General features: G+C 31.5%; 15 protein-coding genes. 9 read left to right on the top strand and 6 right to left on the bottom strand.

Annotated features, from left to right (window positions below; translation table 11 throughout):
• Positions 1-28: 28 nt before the first annotated feature.
• Complete coding sequence (locus SLH33_RS06735; RefSeq protein WP_320418318.1) at positions 29-952, bottom strand: SPOR domain-containing protein; 924 nt, start codon at positions 950-952, stop codon at positions 29-31.
• Positions 953-1,047: 95 nt separating this feature from the next.
• Between SLH33_RS06735 and dprA the strand changes: the two genes are divergently transcribed.
• On the top strand, positions 1,048-2,145 hold the full coding sequence (gene dprA / locus SLH33_RS06730; RefSeq protein ID WP_320418317.1) for a DNA-processing protein DprA: 1,098 nt from the start codon (positions 1,048-1,050) through the stop codon (positions 2,143-2,145).
• On the opposite strand, the gene SLH33_RS06725 is transcribed toward dprA, so the two are convergent.
• Complete coding sequence (locus SLH33_RS06725; protein ID WP_320418316.1) at positions 2,142-4,451, bottom strand: hypothetical protein; 2,310 nt, start codon at positions 4,449-4,451, stop codon at positions 2,142-2,144. The two genes, dprA and SLH33_RS06725, sit on opposite strands and share 4 nt — an antisense overlap.
• A 73-nt stretch (positions 4,452-4,524) precedes the next feature.
• On the opposite strand from SLH33_RS06725, the gene SLH33_RS06720 reads away from it, so the two are divergent.
• Positions 4,525-5,586, top strand: coding sequence for a hypothetical protein (locus SLH33_RS06720; protein ID WP_320418315.1), 1,062 nt, complete (start codon positions 4,525-4,527; stop codon positions 5,584-5,586).
• 3 nt (positions 5,587-5,589) lie between these two features.
• Here the strand turns inward: SLH33_RS06720 and SLH33_RS06715 are convergent, their stop codons facing one another.
• Complete coding sequence (locus SLH33_RS06715) at positions 5,590-6,450, bottom strand: DMT family transporter (RefSeq protein ID WP_320418314.1); 861 nt, start codon at positions 6,448-6,450, stop codon at positions 5,590-5,592.
• Between the two features lie 111 nt (positions 6,451-6,561).
• A complete protein-coding gene (mfd, locus tag SLH33_RS06710) occupies positions 6,562-9,897 on the bottom strand; it encodes a transcription-repair coupling factor (RefSeq protein ID WP_320418313.1) in 3,336 nt (1,111 codons plus the stop codon).
• 93 nt (positions 9,898-9,990) lie between these two features.
• On the opposite strand from mfd, the gene SLH33_RS06705 reads away from it, so the two are divergent.
• Positions 9,991-10,425, top strand: a complete 435-nt coding sequence (locus SLH33_RS06705; RefSeq protein WP_320418312.1) for a TerB family tellurite resistance protein — start codon at positions 9,991-9,993, stop codon at positions 10,423-10,425.
• A gap of 58 nt (positions 10,426-10,483) precedes the next feature.
• A complete protein-coding gene (locus tag SLH33_RS06700; RefSeq protein ID WP_320418311.1) occupies positions 10,484-11,077 on the top strand; it encodes an outer membrane beta-barrel protein in 594 nt (197 codons plus the stop codon).
• 31 nt (positions 11,078-11,108) lie between these two features.
• Here SLH33_RS06700 and SLH33_RS06695 read toward each other — a convergent pair whose 3' ends face one another.
• Both SLH33_RS06695 and gltX read right to left on the bottom strand, forming a co-directional pair.
• Positions 11,109-11,831, bottom strand: coding sequence for a DUF481 domain-containing protein (locus tag SLH33_RS06695; RefSeq protein ID WP_320418310.1), 723 nt, complete (start codon positions 11,829-11,831; stop codon positions 11,109-11,111).
• A gap of 33 nt (positions 11,832-11,864) precedes the next feature.
• Positions 11,865-13,382 carry a glutamate--tRNA ligase gene (gene gltX, locus SLH33_RS06690; RefSeq protein WP_320418309.1) on the bottom strand — a complete coding sequence of 506 codons (1,518 nt, stop codon included), beginning with the start codon at positions 13,380-13,382 and terminating at the stop codon, positions 11,865-11,867.
• Between the two features lie 108 nt (positions 13,383-13,490).
• Here gltX and SLH33_RS06685 point away from each other — a divergent pair, with 108 nt between their 5' ends.
• The 5 genes from SLH33_RS06685 (at position 13,491) to SLH33_RS06665 (ending at position 19,881) form a co-directional block, all read left to right on the top strand.
• On the top strand, positions 13,491-14,438 hold the full coding sequence (locus tag SLH33_RS06685) for an alpha/beta hydrolase (RefSeq protein ID WP_320418308.1): 948 nt from the start codon (positions 13,491-13,493) through the stop codon (positions 14,436-14,438).
• A gap of 3 nt (positions 14,439-14,441) precedes the next feature.
• Complete coding sequence (locus tag SLH33_RS06680; RefSeq protein WP_320418307.1) at positions 14,442-15,122, top strand: TatD family hydrolase; 681 nt, start codon at positions 14,442-14,444, stop codon at positions 15,120-15,122.
• Positions 15,115-15,834, top strand: a complete 720-nt coding sequence (locus tag SLH33_RS06675) for a tRNA threonylcarbamoyladenosine dehydratase (protein WP_320418306.1) — start codon at positions 15,115-15,117, stop codon at positions 15,832-15,834. The genes SLH33_RS06680 and SLH33_RS06675 overlap by 8 nt, the downstream gene beginning before the upstream one ends.
• A 38-nt stretch (positions 15,835-15,872) precedes the next feature.
• The gene (locus SLH33_RS06670) at positions 15,873-16,517 is read left to right on the top strand and encodes a hypothetical protein (RefSeq protein WP_320418305.1); all 645 of its coding nucleotides are present in this window, start codon (positions 15,873-15,875) and stop codon (positions 16,515-16,517) included.
• Positions 16,518-16,584: 67 nt separating this feature from the next.
• Positions 16,585-19,881, top strand: coding sequence for a DUF4175 family protein (locus SLH33_RS06665; protein WP_320418304.1), 3,297 nt, complete (start codon positions 16,585-16,587; stop codon positions 19,879-19,881).
• Positions 19,882-19,892 lie beyond the last annotated feature (11 nt).

The following is a 19,892-nucleotide window of genomic DNA, read 5'->3' as shown; positions in this document are numbered from 1 at the left end:
AGAATAGGTGGTTATGTTAACAAGAAAATTAGTCGATTTTTTGAATTAATAACCAAGCTTCTGGATTTACCTGATCTTTAATTTCATACAATGCTTTTTTAGCTTCTTGTTTCGTTTCATAACTATCAAAAGCAACCTGAATTAAACCCCATTTATTTACTCCAAGTATTCGTGCATTGTATCCTTGTTTTAATAACTGATTTAATTTCTTTTCTGCATTTTCTGCTTGTTGAAAAGAGCCTGCAATCACATGAAATTCTTTACTGGATACCTTTTCAATATTTAAATTGATGGTTGGTAACGGATTGTCAATTACAAACGTAGCCGATTGAATTTTTTGATCTACTTTTTCTTTCTCTTTTGCATACTCAATTCTGTCTTGGTTTAAGCTATATTCCTTAAATCCAATAGTGCCTACAGTTAATAAAATAGCTGCTGTAGCTGCATACTTTACAAAAGACGGAATTCCTTTTTTAGCTTTTTCTTCAGAAGTTGTTTTATTTACCGGAATTAACGGTTTTACTTCTTTGGTAAAACGCTCAATAACAGGTGAATTTACAGTATTTAACCCGAAAGATTCTGTTAAGAAATTAGTGTTGGTATTTGGTTCAAAAACTAGTTGTTTATCATTATTTAGCATTAAACTTCCAACAGTGTCAATTTGAACTGCTTGTGTTTCTAGTTTTTGTTTCCAATCAGAAACAGCATCATTAATTCTTTGATTTGCATTTTCAAAAGAAATACTTTCTGCAGATGAAATATAATTAGCCAACAATCCGTCATTATGCTTTAAATGAGAATTGAATGAAATTTGTTTGGTAGGTGGGTAAAAAGTATGTGTAGCATTATTCAATTTTGCACTTACTTTATTGGTTACAAAACCTCCAAAATCAGGTACAATTACACAATCGTATCTATACAGTAAATCGTTAATGTAGTTGGCTAGATTCATATAAACAAAAATACTTTTTTTGTTTATCTAACCAAGTAAAACGACGCATTAGTTATCAACAAATTTTTTGTATATTGATTTTCAATTGCTTTAAAATGAAAACAGAAGAATTACTAGCTATATTACGTTTACAGGCTACCCAAAAAATAGGTGATATCTTAGCAAAAAAACTTATTCAAACTACCGGAAGTGCCTCGCAAATATTTAAAGAAAAAGCTTCTTCATTACAAAAAATAGAAGGAATAGGAACTTTACTCGTTAATAATTTGTTAGATGAAGATTCTCTTGAAAAAGCCGAAAAAGAGCTGGCTTACATTCAGCAGACAAATACACAATTTTCTTATTTTTTAGACGCTGATTATCCTCAGAACTTAAAACATTGCATTGATGCTCCTATTTTACTTTTTAAAGATGGAAATATCCATTTGCATACGGATAGAATCATCTCTATTGTTGGAACACGCAATATTACTTCATATGGAAGAGATTTTTGCAATCAATTAATTAAAGATTTAGCAGAATATCATCCCGTTATTGTTAGTGGTTTTGCGTATGGAGTTGATATTTGTGCGCATAAAGCTGCCATGGATCATAATTTGCAAACCATTGGTGTGTTAGCTCACGGATTGGATGAAATTTATCCAAAAACACATAAAAAGTATATTCATAAAGTGAATGAAAATGGTGGTTTTTTAACTGAATTTTGGCATGACGAAAAACCATTACGAGAGAATTTTTTAAAACGAAATAGAGTAGTTGCGGGTATTTCAAAAGCAACCATTATTATTGAATCGGCAGAAAAAGGAGGTTCTTTGGTAACTGCAGATATTGCTAACTCTTATAACAAAGATGTGTTTGCAGTACCCGGTAGGACAAATGATCTGTTTAGCAAAGGATGTAATAACCTTATTAAAAACAATCAAGCACATTTATTAACCTCAGCAGAAGATATTGTAAAAATGCTGAATTGGGATATGGTTACTGATTCCACTCCCAAACAAAAAACTCTTTTTGTTGAACTTGATGAAAATGAACAAAAAATTTACGATTATCTCCAACAAAACGGAAAACAATTGTTAGATGTTATTGCTTTAGAGTGCGCTATTCCTATATATCAATTATCATCTATTTTACTACAAATGGAGCTGAGAGGCATAATAAAACCGCTGCCTGGTAAAATGTTTGAGGTTTAATTTAAATTTATTGACCTAATTATATCATTAATTAAAATCCCTCTATTTGATATTCCTTGTATATAAAATATAATATCTTCTTCGTTTATAAAAGAGTCTTTTTTTAATTTAAAAACTATTCTGTTTTCTGTATTACTATTTTTTAATATTGGTTTCCAATCTAGTTCATGTATTATATTGGGATTATCAATATTTAAAACCGGTGGAAAATATTTTTCTTCTTTATCATAACCGTTTTTTATAACGTATTCTTTAAATAAATTCACAATATTTTTTTTATAATTCTCTGTGGTAAATACTTGAACTATTTTGTTTCCTTTTATTGGTAAAACAGCAATATTTTCAATTTCACTCATTTGTAAAGATACGGGTAGTTCTTCTGAAAAAATTCGTCTCCCGTCTATGATTAATATTGCTTCATACGTTGTTCCTGTTTGTAAATATTTTTCTATTCCTTTCCATACTTCTAGATGAATTCCTTCATTTTTAAAAAGAAAACTCATCAAACTTTCTTCATCCTTATATTTAGAGTTTAAATTTAAAAAATCATACATCCCAATCTTTCTATCATAGGCTTTATACTTTTTTACAAGTCTTTTTTTTCTTAAATATTGCTTACTTACTCTATTTACTTTTATTTCCACTTCATCTAACTTAATATTCTCAGGATTAATGAAAAAATTTTCATTATAAACTAAATAATTAGATGGTTTTAATAAGTGTTTTACTTCAGGGTGAGGTTTGGTTTTTAAAGAATCCCAATTAATCTTTTTTGGAGAAAGAGCTTCTTCATTTTTTAAAAATGATATTTTAACTGTATCTCCTTTGTAAATTAATAGTTTCTTAAAATTAAAATTTTTGTTATTTCTCAATCTAACCTTATCAATCAATTTGTTTTTAGAAGTTATTAAAGCTAACGTATCTGTTATAACTGGAGATAAACTTCCTTTTAAATTGAATCCCAATTCAAAATTGAATTTATAAGTAGGATTTAATTCAGAAATCATTTCTTTAAAATTATCTTTTTTGGTTTTTTGATTCATTAAAAGTAAATCCAAATACTTCTTCTTTTTAATGTTTAAATTATCAAAATAATACGATGGTTCTTCAATTAAATTATTTGTAAAAGGAGATAGATTAAAAGACTCAAAAATATCTTTATCAGGATGAAACATTGATCGTCTATCTAATAAAATAGCTATACTAATATTTACTTTTAGTGGATTGTTGTTTATATCTGATATTGCTAAACTATAAGTTATTGAATCGTTTTCTTCCTCAAGTCTCTGAAGTAGTATAGAGCTTTTATTATTTTTTTTTTCAATAAAAAACTTTCTTTCAGAAATTGGTGCGTTATTTTCAAAAAGAGTTACCGTATTTACTCCTTCTAAAAAGCTATTTTTAGCTATAATTACTGTTTTTGTTTCATTTAATTCAAAATCAGGTATTTCAAAATAGTTAATTAATTTATTAAAGTTATGGAATAACAAAGTGTACTTTTCTCGATTTTTAAGTGTTTTAAATTTTGATTTTAAATGGACTTTAACGGAATCTTGATTGTTTTCTAAATGTAATAAAACTCCTTCTTCAAAAGCTTGTGGTAATGTTTTTATTAAAACAGTGTCTTTTAAATGTATTAAAGCTTCATATTTTACACCTTTTTTATAAAAAAAATTAACTTTGGACATTCCTTTGTGTTCTTCTTTAAATGCCCTAGTAGCCGAATTTCCTACTTCTTTGATTTCTCCTTGATAATTAATCCCACATCCATTTTTAGTTACTTTTAACCCTATTTTATTTTCTACCTCTTCAAGAAAAAAACCTCCTTCAGGATATATTTGAACATCATATTCTTCATTAATTTGTTTCTCTGTAACCTGTTTACCTGATATAAAAATCTTCTTTAAGAAATAATTTTTCTCTCCAAAATTTTTCATGTAGTTAGTATATGCTTGTATATAATATACTTGTGAATTTTTATTAGAAGGAAGTTCAATTTGATTTATTCCTACTCCCTCATTAATAAAAACATTTTTAGAAGTTATTAAATTTCCTTTCTCATCTAATAAATTAACATACAATAATGTTGTGTTTAGTGACGGTTTATTATTAACATCAACAACATACGCCTTAAACCAAACAATATCATCGAAATTATAGGTTTCTTTATTTGTATGTAAATAAACTTTTTCAAAGAATAGTTGGTCTTTTTGTAGTGGCCTTATTACACTATCAACAAAGCTGTTTTGAGTAAACAAATTAAAATTTATAGTAATAAAAATAATTACAACGAGTTTCTTTTTCATTTTTTAAAGATAATAAAAGAATCTTTCAAAATATTTCCTTGTTAAATTCTATCTTTGAATAAATTCATAATTCATGGCTAGCGAAGAAAAATTAATGTCGAAAAAAAAGCCTGCTTTTCCAGTAAATAGTCTTTTAAATGAGTATTTGGTAGAGCATGGTAGGAATATTAAAATTCCTATTTTTTATGATGATTTGCTTCGTTTTCAAGGATCGATAGTGGTCTACGATAAAAATGATGAAGATACTTTATGGGTTCGGGTGTATTATTCAGATTTTGAGCGTCAAGAAATTGATCTGAGCTTAAAAAAGGTATATAACATCTTACATTCAAACGGAAATGTTGACAACATTCAATATTTAAATGTAGATGCGGTAGACTACTGTACTTTTGGTAATTCTAAACCTTTTCGAGTAAAAGTCAGAAATATTTTAAACGATAACTACACTTATTTTTATGTTAAAAAAACCGATGCTTCTCGTGTATATGGTTTAGAGTTAGAACATATTTTATCTCCTTACAACCTCAATTTTTTAGTGTATAAAGATACTTTGATTGAAGAACATATTACCGGAATTCCCGGAGATGTGTTTATCAAAGAAATGTTACCCGATTGCTCAGAGTCTGAAAAAGCACAAATTGCCAAAGAATTTGTAAAATTTAATGAGCGTTGTATGATTCGTTTGTTGGGTGATATGCGTTCGTATAACTACGTTATTGTGCCTACACACGATTTTGATCATGTAGTGTATAAAATTCGTGCGATTGATTTTGATCAACAATGTTTTGAGGGAAAATTTAAAGTGTACTATCCACAATTTTTTAAAGAAAATTACCTGATGGTAGAGTTGGTAGGAAACAAGCTATTAGAAAACTCTATTGAACAGTATAAACTCGAAGAACGATCAATCGTTGCAAAACGCATTCTATCTTCAGAAAAACGTATAGAACAACTTATTTTTTGTATGAAAAATGATACTATTTCTACAGATGAAAATATAACGCTGCTCAAAAACCAAGTCTATGATTTTACCAAAGATATTGCCTTTAAAAAGAGCCAAAATATGGGTGAAATCTTAGAAAATGCGTTGGATTTTGTGCGCCGTAATTATGAGGATGTGTCCATGATCCGATAGGTTTTACTTACTCTTACTCCGTAAACTCTCAATAACCACTGTTGCTAAAATCAATGCGCCTCCAAAAAAGGTATTTAGTGTTGGAATTTCATTTAAAAATATAAACGCTAATATTATCCCGAAAATAGGCTGTACGCTACTAATAATACTTGCAGTGGATACTGAAAAGAATTGTAAAGAATGTACCATTAAACTATGACCAATAGCCGTGGTTAATAAGGCCAACATCAACAAGTATGGATATTGACTTTCAAATCCGGAAACATCCATAAAAAACAACACCGGAACTAAAAAAATGGTGATAATCAGTGTTTGATAAAACATCAACATCACTCCGTTATAACGAATTACGTATTGTTTTAAAATTAGTATTCGGATAGAATAACAAAGTGCCGATAGCAGCCCAAATAAAATCCCTTGCATGTTGCTACTTTCCAAATTCAAATCGGGTGCCAGTATGTAAATCCCTAATAAAACTAACAACCCTAAAACAATATGAATTGGATTGAATTTTATCTTAAAAACCAAAGGTTCTAACAAGGCAATCATCACCGGAAAGGTGTATAAAGACAACATTCCAATAGCTACATTCGATTTTTTTAATGCATAGAAATACGTTATCCAATGCGCTGCCATAAAAAATGCACTAATTAAAAACGGAGCATAATGCTTACTGGATTCAATAGATAAATTGATCTTTTTAAATCGGCAAAAAGCATATAAAAGTACCACAGCAAAAGCCGATCGAAACCAAACAATTACTTCCGAGGGCATTGCAATATATTTACCTAAAACTCCTGAGGTACTAATAAAGAACGTGGCGGTTAGTATTCCGGCAACATTTTTAATATGGTTGTTTTGCATCGTGTTGGGTTAAGTTTTTCTTTACGTCATTGCGAGCGAAGCGAAGCAATCTATAAAATCGTGACTTTCTTATAAACAGATTGCTTCGCTTCGCTCGCAATGACACTATTTTTATACTTGTTGTAATACTTTTAATGCCTTGGCTACACTATCAATTTTTATAAAAGTGATGAGTAAACGCAATCCGTTTTTGGTTTGTTTTTCTTTCATTACGCAACTTTTTGGGTTTTGCTGAACATAACGCAACATTTTAGTAAATGCTTCGGTTTGGTAAAAATCGCTTTGTTGATCTGATACAAAGTATCCAATCATTCGTTTTTGCTTTAAAATTACTTTTTCTAAACCAAGTTTTTTAGCCAACCATTTAATACGCACGCTATCTAACAAATCTTGAACTTGCGTTGGTAATTCCCCAAATCTGTCTACCAAATTAGTTTCAAACGTTTGTAATTCTTCTTCCGAAGTTAAATCTGAAAGTTCTTTGTATAAATTCAATCGTTCTGTGATTGAGTTCACGTAATCATCTGGAAATAAGATTTCAAAATCGGTATCAATTTGAACTTCTTTTACGTACTCTTTTGGTTTGGTTGAAGTTTCTGAAGCATATAAATCTTTGAATTCATTTTCTTTTAATTCTTCAATAGCTTCGTGTAATATTTTCTGATAGGTATCAAAACCAATATCGTTGATGAATCCACTTTGTTCACCGCCTAACAAATCTCCTGCACCACGGATTTCCAAATCTTTCATGGCAATATTCAAACCACTTCCCAGGTCTGAAAACATTTCTAAGGCAGAAATTCGCTTGCGCGCTTCATCGGTCATATGATGATATGGCGGTGTTATAAAGTAACAGAATGCTTTTTTGTTAGAACGTCCCACACGACCACGCATTTGATGCAGATCTGACAATCCGAAGTTATTAGCATTATTGATGAAAATGGTGTTTGCATTTGGTACATCTAATCCGCTTTCAATGATCGTGGTAGACACCAATACATCAAACTCACCGTTCATAAATGCCAGCATCAATTCTTCCAGTTTTTTACCTTCCATTTGTCCATGACCAATACCTATTTTTGCTGATGGTAACAAACGCTGTAATAACCCTGCAACTTCTTTGATATTTTCTATTCGGTTGTGAATGAAAAATACCTGACCTCCACGAGAAATTTCATACGAAATAGCATCTCGAATTGTTTCTTCAGAAAAACGAATTACATTGGTTTCAACCGGATGACGGTTTGGTGGTGGCGTTTTAATCACTGATAAATCACGCGCTGCCATCAAACTAAACTGTAACGTACGCGGAATTGGCGTTGCGGTTAACGTTAACGTATCTACATTTTCTTTGATGGTTTTTAGCTTGTCTTTTACAGCAACCCCAAATTTTTGTTCCTCATCAATGATCAACAAACCTAAATCTTTAAACTGAACTGCTTTGTTAGTTAACTGATGTGTTCCGATAACAATATCAATACTTCCATCAGCAACACCTTCTAACACGCCTTTTCGTTGTTTTGCGGTTCTAAATCGGTTTAAATAATCTATTCGTACCGGAAAGTCTTTTAAACGCTCTGAAAACGTTTTAAAATGCTGAAAAGCTAAAATAGTAGTTGGGACTAAAACAGCCACTTGCTTTCCGTTGTCTACCGCTTTAAACGCTGCACGAATGGCTACTTCGGTTTTTCCAAAACCAACATCACCACACACCAATCGGTCCATTGGTTGATCTTTTTCCATGTCTTCTTTTACATCCTGCGTAGCAGAAAATTGATCGGGCGTATCTTCATATAAAAAACTTGCTTCTAACTCATGCTGCATGTGTGTGTCATGTCCAAAAGTATATCCTTTTTGTAAACGTCGTTTTGCATACAACTGAATAAGGTTGAACGCAATTTCTTTAACTCTGGTTTTGGTTTTTTGTTTCAGCTTTTTCCAAGCACCGGAACCCAGTTTGTAAACTTTTGGCGGTTTTCCATCTTTTCCGTTGAACTTTGAAATTTTGTGCAACGAGTGAATGCTCACGTATAAAATATCTCGATCGCCATAAATTAACTTAATGGCCTCTTGTTTTTTACCTTCTACGTCTATTTTTTGAAGGCCTCCAAACCTTCCAATCCCATGATCAATATGGGTTACATAATCGCCTTTTTCTAGGTTGGTAAGTTCTTTAAGTGTAATGGATTGTTTTTTAGCGTATCCGTTTTTTAATCGGAATTTATGGTAACGCTCAAAGATTTGATGATCGGTATAACAAACTATTTTTTCATCTTCATCTATAAATCCTTGATGGATAGGAAACACTAACGTTTCATAATGCACTTTTTCTTCAGCATCATCAAAAATATCATGAAAACGATTGGCTTGCTGTTCGTTTGCACATAAAATATAATTGGTAAATCCTTGCTCGTGATGTGTATTTAAATCTTCAATCAATAAATTAAAATGCTTATTGAAAGAAGGCTGCGCCTTAATATTAAAATGGATGGTTTTTTCATCCGCTTTTTCTTGAGTGGTAAGTTGAGCAACGGTAAAATCTTGTAACTGTTCTTTCAATAATGCACCATCACAAAACAATTCGTCGGGTTTAGCGTGTTTTATTTCTGAGGATAGTTTACTAAAAGCTTCTTCGGCCTTTTGATAAAATTTATCTAAACTCCCCAGCAATAAATCGGTATTTTTCGTAAAAATGACCGTTTTTGAAGAAATATATTTCAAAAAGCTTTCACGATTTTCCTGCAACGTTTTATTTTCAACATTAGGCATAATGCTAATTTTCTTAAGCTTTTCAGTAGAAAGTTGCGTTTCTACATCAAACGTACGAATGCTGTCTACCTCATCACCAAAAAACTCGATACGATATGGTTCATCATGAGAAAACGAAAACACATCTACAATTCCTCCACGCACTGAAAATTCACCAGGTTCTGTTACAAAATCTACACGTTTAAACTTGTATTCAAACAGTACTTCGTTTACAAAATCGAGCGATACATTTTCACCAACTGTAACTTTTAACGTGTTTTTTTCCAACTCTTTTTTGGTCACTACTTTTTCAAATAAGGCAGTTGGATAGGTAACAATAATCGCCGGTTTTTTGCGCGAGTTAATTCTGTTTAACACCTCAGAACGCAACAAAACATTGGCATTGTCGGTTTCTTCTATTTGATAGGGACGACGATACGAACCCGGATAAAAAAGTACATTTTTATCACCCAGTAATTGTTCTAAATCGTTCAAATAATAAGCCGCTTCTTCCTTATCGTTAAAAATTAACAAGTAAGGTATATCTGCTTCTTTAAAAGTTTCTGAAATAACAAATGACAACGACGACCCGACCAAATTCGCAATTTGAAAATGGTTTTGTTCGCGTTGTATCTCCTGTAAAATCTGCTTAGTTTTAGCCGATTTTTGGTAGTGGTTTACAATCGTTTGCTTACTCAACGTACAGTGATTTTAAGCAAAGGTAAAGTTTTTCCTATATTTTATTTCTTTATAAAATTCATTTTCCTTTATTTTTGTTCAAAACAAAATATTATGTCAATATCAGATTTATATTCAAGTGGTCAGCAAAAACAAGCTTTAGGTCATTTTGCTAGCATTGTTAAAATTGCAATGACAGATGGTATTATTGCAGAAGGTGAGCAAAAATTATTAGATAGAACAGCTGATAATTTAAATATTGAAGAACTAGAATACAAAGAAATTTTAAAGAGTCCAGAAAAGTTTCCGGTAAACTCACCTGTGAGTTACGATGAAAGAATAGAACGTTTATACCGTTTAGCTAAAATGATTTTAGCAGATGATAATGTAAGTAAAGATGAAATGTTATTAATGAGAAAAATTGCTGTAGCTTTAAACTTTCCTATAGACAACGTAGAAAAAGTATGCGATGAGGCTATTCATTTAATTATAAATGACAATGATCTTGAAGATTTTACAGTTGCAATTAAACGTGTAAATGCTGTTTAAACAGCATGTTTACCTACTAAATTTGTAAAAAATAAGTTAAACATTAAATATTCCCCGCATGATGATTTTTAAAAAACTTTTATTCTTTACTGTGATCATGGTTGGTTTATGCAGTTTTGCACAAACTAAAAATAATACGTGGCAATTAGGTGTTGGTACTGGTGTTGTTAAATTTGCTGAGGAAGATGCTGCTTATATTGGCGATCAATATATGTTTCAAGTACCACGATTAAATTTAACCATTCCTATTTCTCATAGTTTAGCTTTTGATGGGGCACTATCTTTTAACACTTTTGATGTAGGGTTTATTACAAATTCTGCTAAGTATTTTTCTATGGATGGATCCTTACGCTATACCTTTAATTTTGATGAAAAGTTTTTTCCTTATGTGTTTGCTGGGGGGAGTATTGTAGACTCTGAAAGAAAAATGACTCCAACCATGAATATTGGTGCTGGTGCTAACTACTGGATTACAGATTCATTTGGTGTAAACAGTCAGTTATATTATAAACATTCTTTAGATTCTTTTGAAAGTATGCGCTCGCATATACAAGTAACTCTAGGTGTAGTTTTTGCGCTTAAAATCAAAGGACTTTCCTCTGGAGGCAGTAATAGGGTATCTCGAAGTGGATGTTATTACAATCCGTTATAAAAAATTAAAGCGCCATAAGGCGCTTTTTTATTTAATTAAACGAATACATCAATCCGTTTGTTAATACATATTGTTCATTAGGAATACCTATTACAGGAAATTTGTCATATTGATATGAAAAAGTAGCTGTAAACGATAAATTCTTTATAACTTCTACAGCTAAATAGGTTTGACTAGATACTCTAAAATCTGAAAACTGATCTAATCTTGGTTGAAAATATGTTGTGCTTACAATAGTTACATTCTCTTTTGGATATAAACTAAAAGAAAAGTAGGAGCTATTTCTCCAATCGTTTCGAATAGGTTCAGTTTCTCTATTTGATTTTTCATGTTCAAACATTAACAAACTTCCTAAATACAACTTATATTTCTCTGATTTGGTAAGCTTAAATCGTAACCCTGAACCCAACAAACCTCTAAAATTAATTGCTGAAATTTTATCTTGTTGTGATTGTGCAAATGTCTCAATTATAATTTGTGGTTTTAGTTTGTAATTAAAACGTAGATGTTGCGCATTTTTACTAACTAAAGTATTCGAATTTGCTTCTCTAAAATCAAGATCATTGATAAACAGCCAAAGCGTTTTTTCTTTTTTATGTTGAACACGAATTCTGTTAGAAAAACTAAAAATTTTATTGGTGTTTTTAATCAGCTGAAAATTAACTTTTGCATATCCAGACCACCCCGAAGTATCAGTTACTCTACGTAAATTTTCAACATTTATTATCTGAGACTGAGCAAAAAAACTGCTCAATAAAAGCAATATTACGAACAGTTTTTTATGCATTTATGATAGTTTTTCTATTGCGTTGTTTATTCTTTCTATAGTGGTTTCTTTACCAATCATGCTCATGATATCAAACAAATCGGGTCCAGCCAATCTACCTACTAGGCTTAAACGAAGTGGTTGCATTACTTTACCAAAACCTATTTCTTTTGATGTAATCCAGCCTTTAATTTCGGTTTGTGCATTTTCTATAGTAAAATCATCAATCTTAGAAATTATGACAACTAGTTCTTTCATTAAATCAGAAGTTCCTTCTTTCCATTGTTTTTTTACTGCTTTCTCATCATATTCAGTTGGATTTTCGAAGAAAAAATCAGATAATTCCCAAAAATCAGCTACAAACGTTGCACGTTCTTTGATTAATGAAACAACTTTTTGAACATAGTTTTTATCTATAGTTATTTCTTTATCAGCTAAAATTGGCAAAAATAAATCTGTCAATTCCTCATCCGATTTTAACTGTAAGTATTGCTGATTGAACCACTTGGTTTTATCCGGACTAAATTTTGCTCCTGATTTGCTTACACGAGCTAAATCAAATACCTCAACTAATTCTTCTAACGAGAATATTTCTTGCTCCGTTCCAGGATTCCAACCTAACAAGGCTAACATGTTTACAAAAGCATCAGCGAAATATCCGTCTTCTTTATATCCACGTGAAACATCACCAGTTTTTTCATTGGTGTATTCTAACGGAAAAACCGGAAAACCTAATTTATCACCATCACGCTTACTTAATTTTCCTTTACCAACTGGTTTTAAAATTAATGGTAAGTGTGCAAATTTTGGTGCTTCCCAACCAAAGGCTTTGTATAGCAATACGTGCAACGGCATTGACGGTAACCACTCTTCACCACGAATTACGTGTGAAATTTGCATTAAATGGTCATCCACAATATTTGCCAAGTGATAAGTAGGCATTCCATCAGATTTGAACAATACTTTATCATCTAACGTATTTGTATCAATTTTAATAGTTCCACGGATTTCATCTTGCATGATCAAGGTTTCATCTTGCGGTGTTTTAAAACGAACCACAAATTTTTCACCAGCTGCAATTTTTTGCTGAACTTCTTCCGCAGATAATGCTAACGAGTTTTGTAATTTTTCACGATTGTGCCAATTGTAAATAAACGTTTTGCCTTTTTCTTCATGATCTTTACGGTGCGCATCTAGTTCTTCCGCAGTATCAAAAGCGTAATATGCCCAACCTTTTTCAATCAATTCATCAGCATATTTCTTATACAACTCTTTACGTTCTGATTGACGGTACGGTCCGAACTTCTCATTCTTTCCTGGTCCTTCATCAAACGGAATGTTACACCATTCTAAAGAATCAATAATATACTGTTCAGCATTGGCAACATAACGGGTTTGATCAGTATCTTCAATACGTAGCACAAAGGTTCCGTTGTGTTTTTTTGCAAATAAATAATTGAACAAAGCGGTTCTTACACCACCCATATGTAAAGGTCCGGTCGGACTCGGCGCAAAGCGTACTCTTACGTTTTCTGACATTTTTATTCGATTTGAAAGCGCAAAGATAATTATTACATAGATTTTGATTGTTTTTTGACTAAAAAAAGGTGAACTTAGCCATAACTGTATTTTAAAAACTTAGTATTCATGAAAAACATTGGTAAATTTTTAAAAATAGTGCTTGTATCTATTCTCCTTTTATTCATTGCTATTTTGTTACTTTTCGGGTATGGAGACAAATCTGTTGGAGAACTTAAAGCTACCTATGCCACAACGCCTTCTCAGTTTATTTCGGTAGATGGAATGCAAGTACATTATCGTGATGAAGATAATCCGTTAGATAGTTTACCTCTGGTTTTGATTCATGGTACGGGAGCTAGTTTGCATACTTTTGATGCTTGGACGGAACAATTAAAAACAAAAAAAAGAGTCTTGCGAATGGATATTCCCGGGTTTGGATTAACCGGTCCTTTTCCGCATAAAAACTATTCTATTGATAGTTACGCTACTTTTATCAACAGTTTTTTAGAAGCAAAAAATATTGAAAAATGTGTAATTGGTGGAAATTCATTAGGCGGACAAATAGCATGGAATTTTACGGTAAAATATCCGCAGAAAATAGAAAAATTGATTTTGATTGATGCTGCTGGATATCCGTTTGAATCGGAAAGTGTTCCTGTAGCGTTTAAAATAGCTAAGACACCCGTTGTAAACCAATTACTCACATACTTAACGCCACGTTTTATGGTGAAAAAAAGTGTGGAAGATGTGTATGCTGATAAAACCAAAATCACTCCTGAATTGGTAGATCGCTATTTTGATTTAACCCTACGCAAAGGGAACCGACAAGCCTTGGTAGATAGAATGATGATGGAAAATCAAACCCCGAATATTGATAAAATTAAAACCATTCAACAACCCACATTGGTGCTTTGGGGTGATCAAGATTTTTTAATTCCTGTGAGTAATGCACATCGTTTTCATGAAGATCTACCTAATGACACATTAGTTATTTTAAAAGATTTGGGTCATGTACCTATGGAAGAAGATCCGGGAAGAAGTTTAGTTCCAGTTATAGACTTTTTAGAATTGTAGTTCATGCATCAACATCCTTTTGAAAATATTACATATTTAGATTTTCATACCCATCGAATGTGCAGGCAGAATGATGCAGAAATACTAGAAATTGTATCCATCCACTTAGGAAAAGAAACTGAATATGATTGGTATACCGTGGGAAAACATCCTTGGTGGACAGAAGAAGTGCTTTCAGAAGATGAAAAAGGTCAATTTTTAGCGCATTTAAGCAACAAGTATTGTTTAGCGATAGGAGAGATAGGTTTAGATAAACTTAAAGGCCCTGAGCTTACAAAACAGCTAGAAATTTTCAAAAGTGTGTTAGCAGTGGCTAATGAGCATCAAAAACCTGTAATTATTCATTGTGTTCGCGCTTTTGATTCTTTGATCAAAGTAAAAAAAGAATTTCCTGATATTCCGAATTGGTATATCCATGGTTTTTCTCGTCATACCGAATTAGCCAAACAATTGATTGATCAAGGATTTTATCTATCTATCATGCCCGTTTTTGAGGTGACTGAAAAATACCAAACGCTGTTACAATCACTACCAAAAGACCGGTTTTTTTTAGAGACCGATAGTATGCCCAATATCAAAATAGAGGATATATATTTGCAGGCGTCAAAAATTTTGAATGTTTCACAAGAAACATTGCAACAACAAATCATACAAAACGCAAAAACATTCTTTGGTTATGAGTAATTGGTTAGAACGTACAGAACTGTTAATAGGTAAAGAAGCTTTACAAAAGTTACAAAACACCCATATTTTAGTAGTGGGATTAGGCGGAGTAGGTAGTTATGCTGCTGAAACAATGGTACGATCGGGTGTTGGAAAAATTACGATTGTAGATGGTGATGATGTAGATCCTACTAATAAAAACCGTCAGTTGCAAGCGTTAGATTCTACTGCTGGTTTACAAAAAGCTGAAGTGTTACGAGATCGTTTTTTAGATATCAATCCGGAATTAGACATTACTGTGTATGATGAGTTTTTAACTCCGGAAGCCATGGAAAATCTATTAACACAAAATCCATTTGATTTTGTGATGGATTGCATTGATAGTGTGAGCCCCAAGTTGAGTTTGATCCTTACGTTACGCCGTATGAAATGTAAGTTTATCTCTTCTATGGGCGCAGGTGGTAAGTTAGATCCAACCAAAATTAAAATTTCAGATATTAAAAAAACACGCGAGTGTAAGTTTGCGCAAACCCTAAAAAAACAATTAAAAATTAAGGGGGTACGCGATGGTGTGTTAACCGTGTATTCTGAAGAAATACAGAAAAAAGAATCGTTACAACTAACAGATGGCAGCAACTTTAAAAAATCGTTTTATGGTACGATTGCCTATATGCCCGCTATGTTTGGGATGACCATGGCATATGAGGTAATTAGAAGATTGACGAGGGTTTAGTTTGATTTTGATATATTTGAATTCACAAAAAATGAAAAATGAAAAAAATTAAAAATTTTGCTATTTTATTAACTGTTTTAGTAATTGTTTCGTGTAAATCAAAAACTAATAATAATTTTGATTATGGTGGTTTTGAAGATAACACCTATATCAACAACTTCTTTAAAATCAAATTCGATTTACCTGTTAATTGGGTTATTCAAAGTAGGGAACAAACAGAAGCATTAGCTAAAAAAGGAAGAAAATTGATAGTTGGTGATGATGATAATTTAAAATCTATAATTGATGCTTCAGAAATTAATACAGCAAATCTTTTAACTGCATTTAAATACGAACAGGGTGCGGCAGTTGATTATAATCCAAATATAGCAGTTGTTGCTGAGAATATTAGTAATGCCCCTGGAATCAAGACAGGAGGAGATTATCTTTTTCATGCTAAAAAATTCTTGTCTCAAGGAAGTTTTAAATATGATTATTTATCTGAAAATTTTGAAAATGAAAAAATTAACGGTTTAGATTTTTATAGAATGGACGCAAGTATTAACCAATTGGGTATACTTATTAAGCAATCTTATTATTCTACTATTATAAATGGTTTTTCTTTAAACTTAATTGTTTCCTATTCGACAGAGCAACAAAAAAATGAGTTATTAAAAAGTTTGAATACTATTTCTGGTATTTAATCACAAAACTTTCTCAATACTAAAAATCAACTAACTAACCGGATTTTGCTAACTTTACGTGTTAGTTATGAGCGATTTTACCCTAATAGAACAAAAATTACAGCAATTTAGCCGTAAATATTACACCAATGAGTTAATCAAGGGAAGTATTTTATTCCTTGCTTTTGGCTTATTATACTTACTTTTTACAGTATTTATAGAGTATTTTTTATGGTTAAAACCTACTGCGCGCACCATTTTATTCTGGTTGTTTGTGGGAATTGAGTTGTTTTTAGTAGTCCGTTTTATTTGGTTTCCAATATTTAAATTATTCGGATTACAAAAAGGAATTTCATCTGAAGAAGCTTCAAAAATAATCGGGAGTCACTTTCCGGAAGTACAAGACAAATTACTGAATGTATTGCAATTACAACATTCCAACCAACATTCCGATTTGTTATTGGCTAGTATTGAACAAAAATCCAATGAATTACAACCAATTCCGTTTACCAAAGCAGTAGATTTTAAAACGAATACTAAGTACATAAAATACGCTTTTATTCCTATATTTATTTGGTTAATTACCTTATTTACAGGAGCTAACACAAAACTAAATCAAAGTTTTCAACGTGTTGTAAATCATCGTGTTGCCTACACACCTCCAGCGCCTTTTATATTGAGTTTGACCAACAATAATTTAGAAGTTATTCAAGGAAAACCGTTAACCATTTATGTAGAAGCGGTGGGAGAAGTTGTTCCACAAGAAGCAAAGATTTTTTATAATAATCAGCAATATTTTATAGAAAATAACGGAGCTGGATTATTCTCGTACACTTTTGAAGAGGTGAATGAATCTATTAACTTTTATGTTGAAGCAAACACCATACAATCAATTGATTATCAAATAAATATAATTAAAATTCCTGCAATTCAAAATGTGAGTATGCAATTAATATATCCGCGTTATTTAGGTAAAAAAAGTGAGATTTTACCAAATACAGGGAATATTACAGTTCCACAAGGAACAACGATTAAATGGAACGTAGCTACAACACAAACCGATAAAGTTTCTTTTATTTCTGATGAAAAAAGAGAAGATTTTATTTCGAAGGAAGCCAATTCCTTTGAATTTACAAAACGAATTTTACATAATGCGAATTATCAAATCACTACATCTAACAACAAACTAGAAGATTACGAGCAATTGCAATTTTCTGTAGATGTTATTAAAGACGAATTTCCTCAAATTGAGGTAAAATCTAATATTGACAGTGTTTCACGTGGATCCGCATACTTTGCTGGACAAATTTCTGATGATTACGGATTACAAAAGCTTCAATTAGTATATTATAACTCAGAAAATACTCAAAATCAACAAGTTAAATCAATTTCTATTACAAAAGAAGCCGTTCAAAGCTTCTTTTATGAATTTCCTGACGGATTAGAGTTAAAAGATGGTGTGAATTACGAAATGTTCTTCCAGGTTTTTGATAACGATGCTATTAATGGAAACAAAAAAGCTACTAGTAGAAAGTTTTCGTATCGACAAAAAACCAATCAAGAAGTTGAAGAAGAATTATTGGAAGAACAACGAGATTATATTCAAAACTTACAAAATTCATTAGAAAAACAGCAAAAAAGTAAAGAAGACTTGGAAAAAATTCAGTTTAATATTCAAAACAAGAAGAACATGAACTGGAATGATCAAAAAAAGGTAGAAAATTTGATTAAGCGTCAGCAACAATACAAACAAATGATGCAGCGTCAAACAGAACAACTGCAAGAAAATTTCTCTGAAAAGAAAGAAGAAACAGAAAGTTTACAAGAAAAGAAGGAAGAATTACAAAAGCGTATTGAAGAACTTAAAAACTTAGAAAAACAGCAGAAATTACTGGATGAGTTGATGAAAATGGCAGAGAAACTCAATAAGGAAGATCTGTTACAAAAGGCTAAAGAATTAGCACAACAAAACAAACAGCAAGAACGTAGTTTGGAACGTATTTTAGAATTGACAAAACGTTTTTATGTTGAGCAAAAAAACAACCAATTGGCCAATAAATTAGATGAATTAGCTAAAAAGCAGGAAGAATTAGCTAATAAGAATTCCACTGAACAAGAACAAAAAGAAGTCAACAAAGAGTTTAATCAGCTTAAAAAAGACCTTCAAGAATTACAAAAAGATAATCAGAAATTGCAAGATCCAATGCAAATTCCTGAAATGAAAGATTTACAATATCAAACTCAAGAAGAATTAAATAAAGCAGAACAAAATTTACAGCAAAATCAAGAGCAAAACGCAAAACAAAATCAGCAAAAAGCAGCAAAAAAAATGCAGCAAATGAGTCAGCAAATGCAACAATCGATGCAAATGATGAGTGATGAAATGGCTGAAGAGAACATGGAAGATATGCGTAAGATTTTAGAAAACTTGTTAACTTTTTCGTTTGATCAAGAAGCATTGATGGAAAAATTCAGTGGTTTATCATCTTCGCATCCTGATTTTGGTGATAATTTAAAGAAACAATACTTGCTTAAATCCTACTTTGAACATATTGATGATAGCTTGTTTGTATTGTCTATGCGTGTACCAAAAATATCATCTGAAATTCAAGATCATTTGGCAACGGCACATTATAATTTAGATCAGTCGTTAGAAAATTTTGCCGAAAGTAGATTTAGAAACGGTATTTCTAATCAAAATTATGTAATGACCTCTGCAAATACCTTAGCCGACATGTTAAGCAATACTTTGGATGCTATGCAAAATGCAAAACCAGGTAGTGGAAAAGGAAAGGGTAAAAAAGATTCTTTTAGTTTACCGGATATCATTCAACAACAAAATGAATTGATGGAAAAAATGAAAGAAGGGATGCAGAAACAAAATCAGCAAGGAAAACCCAAAGAAGGTGAAAAAGGAAAAGAAGGCAAGCAAGGTAAAAGTGGCAAGAATGGTGAAAATGAAGATTTGAATGGAGAATTATATCAAATTTACAAAGAACAAAGTGAGTTGCGTCAGCAATTAGAAAATGCAATTAAAGAAGGTGGCGATGGTAATGGGCAAGCTAAAAAAGCCCTCAAACAAATGCATCAATTAGAAAATGAAATTTTAGAAAAAGGGTTTAATCAAAATACATTGCAACGTATGCAGCAATTAAACTATCAATTACTAAAATTAGACAAGGCAACTTTTGAACAAGGAAGAGAAAAACAACGAAAATCCAATACCAATTTACTTCAGTACAACAAAAATAATGTTAAAGCATTAGAATTTAAAAAGTTGTTTTACAATCAGACTGAAATATTAAACCGACAATCCTTACCTTTGCGCCAAAATTACAAAAAGAAGGTTCAAGAGTATTTTAGTACTCCTAAAACCGACAAATAGAGCCAAAAAGA

The organism is Tenacibaculum sp. IB213877 (genome assembly GCF_034043975.1).
In the GTDB taxonomy this organism is placed as follows: domain Bacteria; phylum Bacteroidota; class Bacteroidia; order Flavobacteriales; family Flavobacteriaceae; genus Polaribacter.
This window is presented reverse-complemented; position numbering and strand designations above follow the sequence as displayed.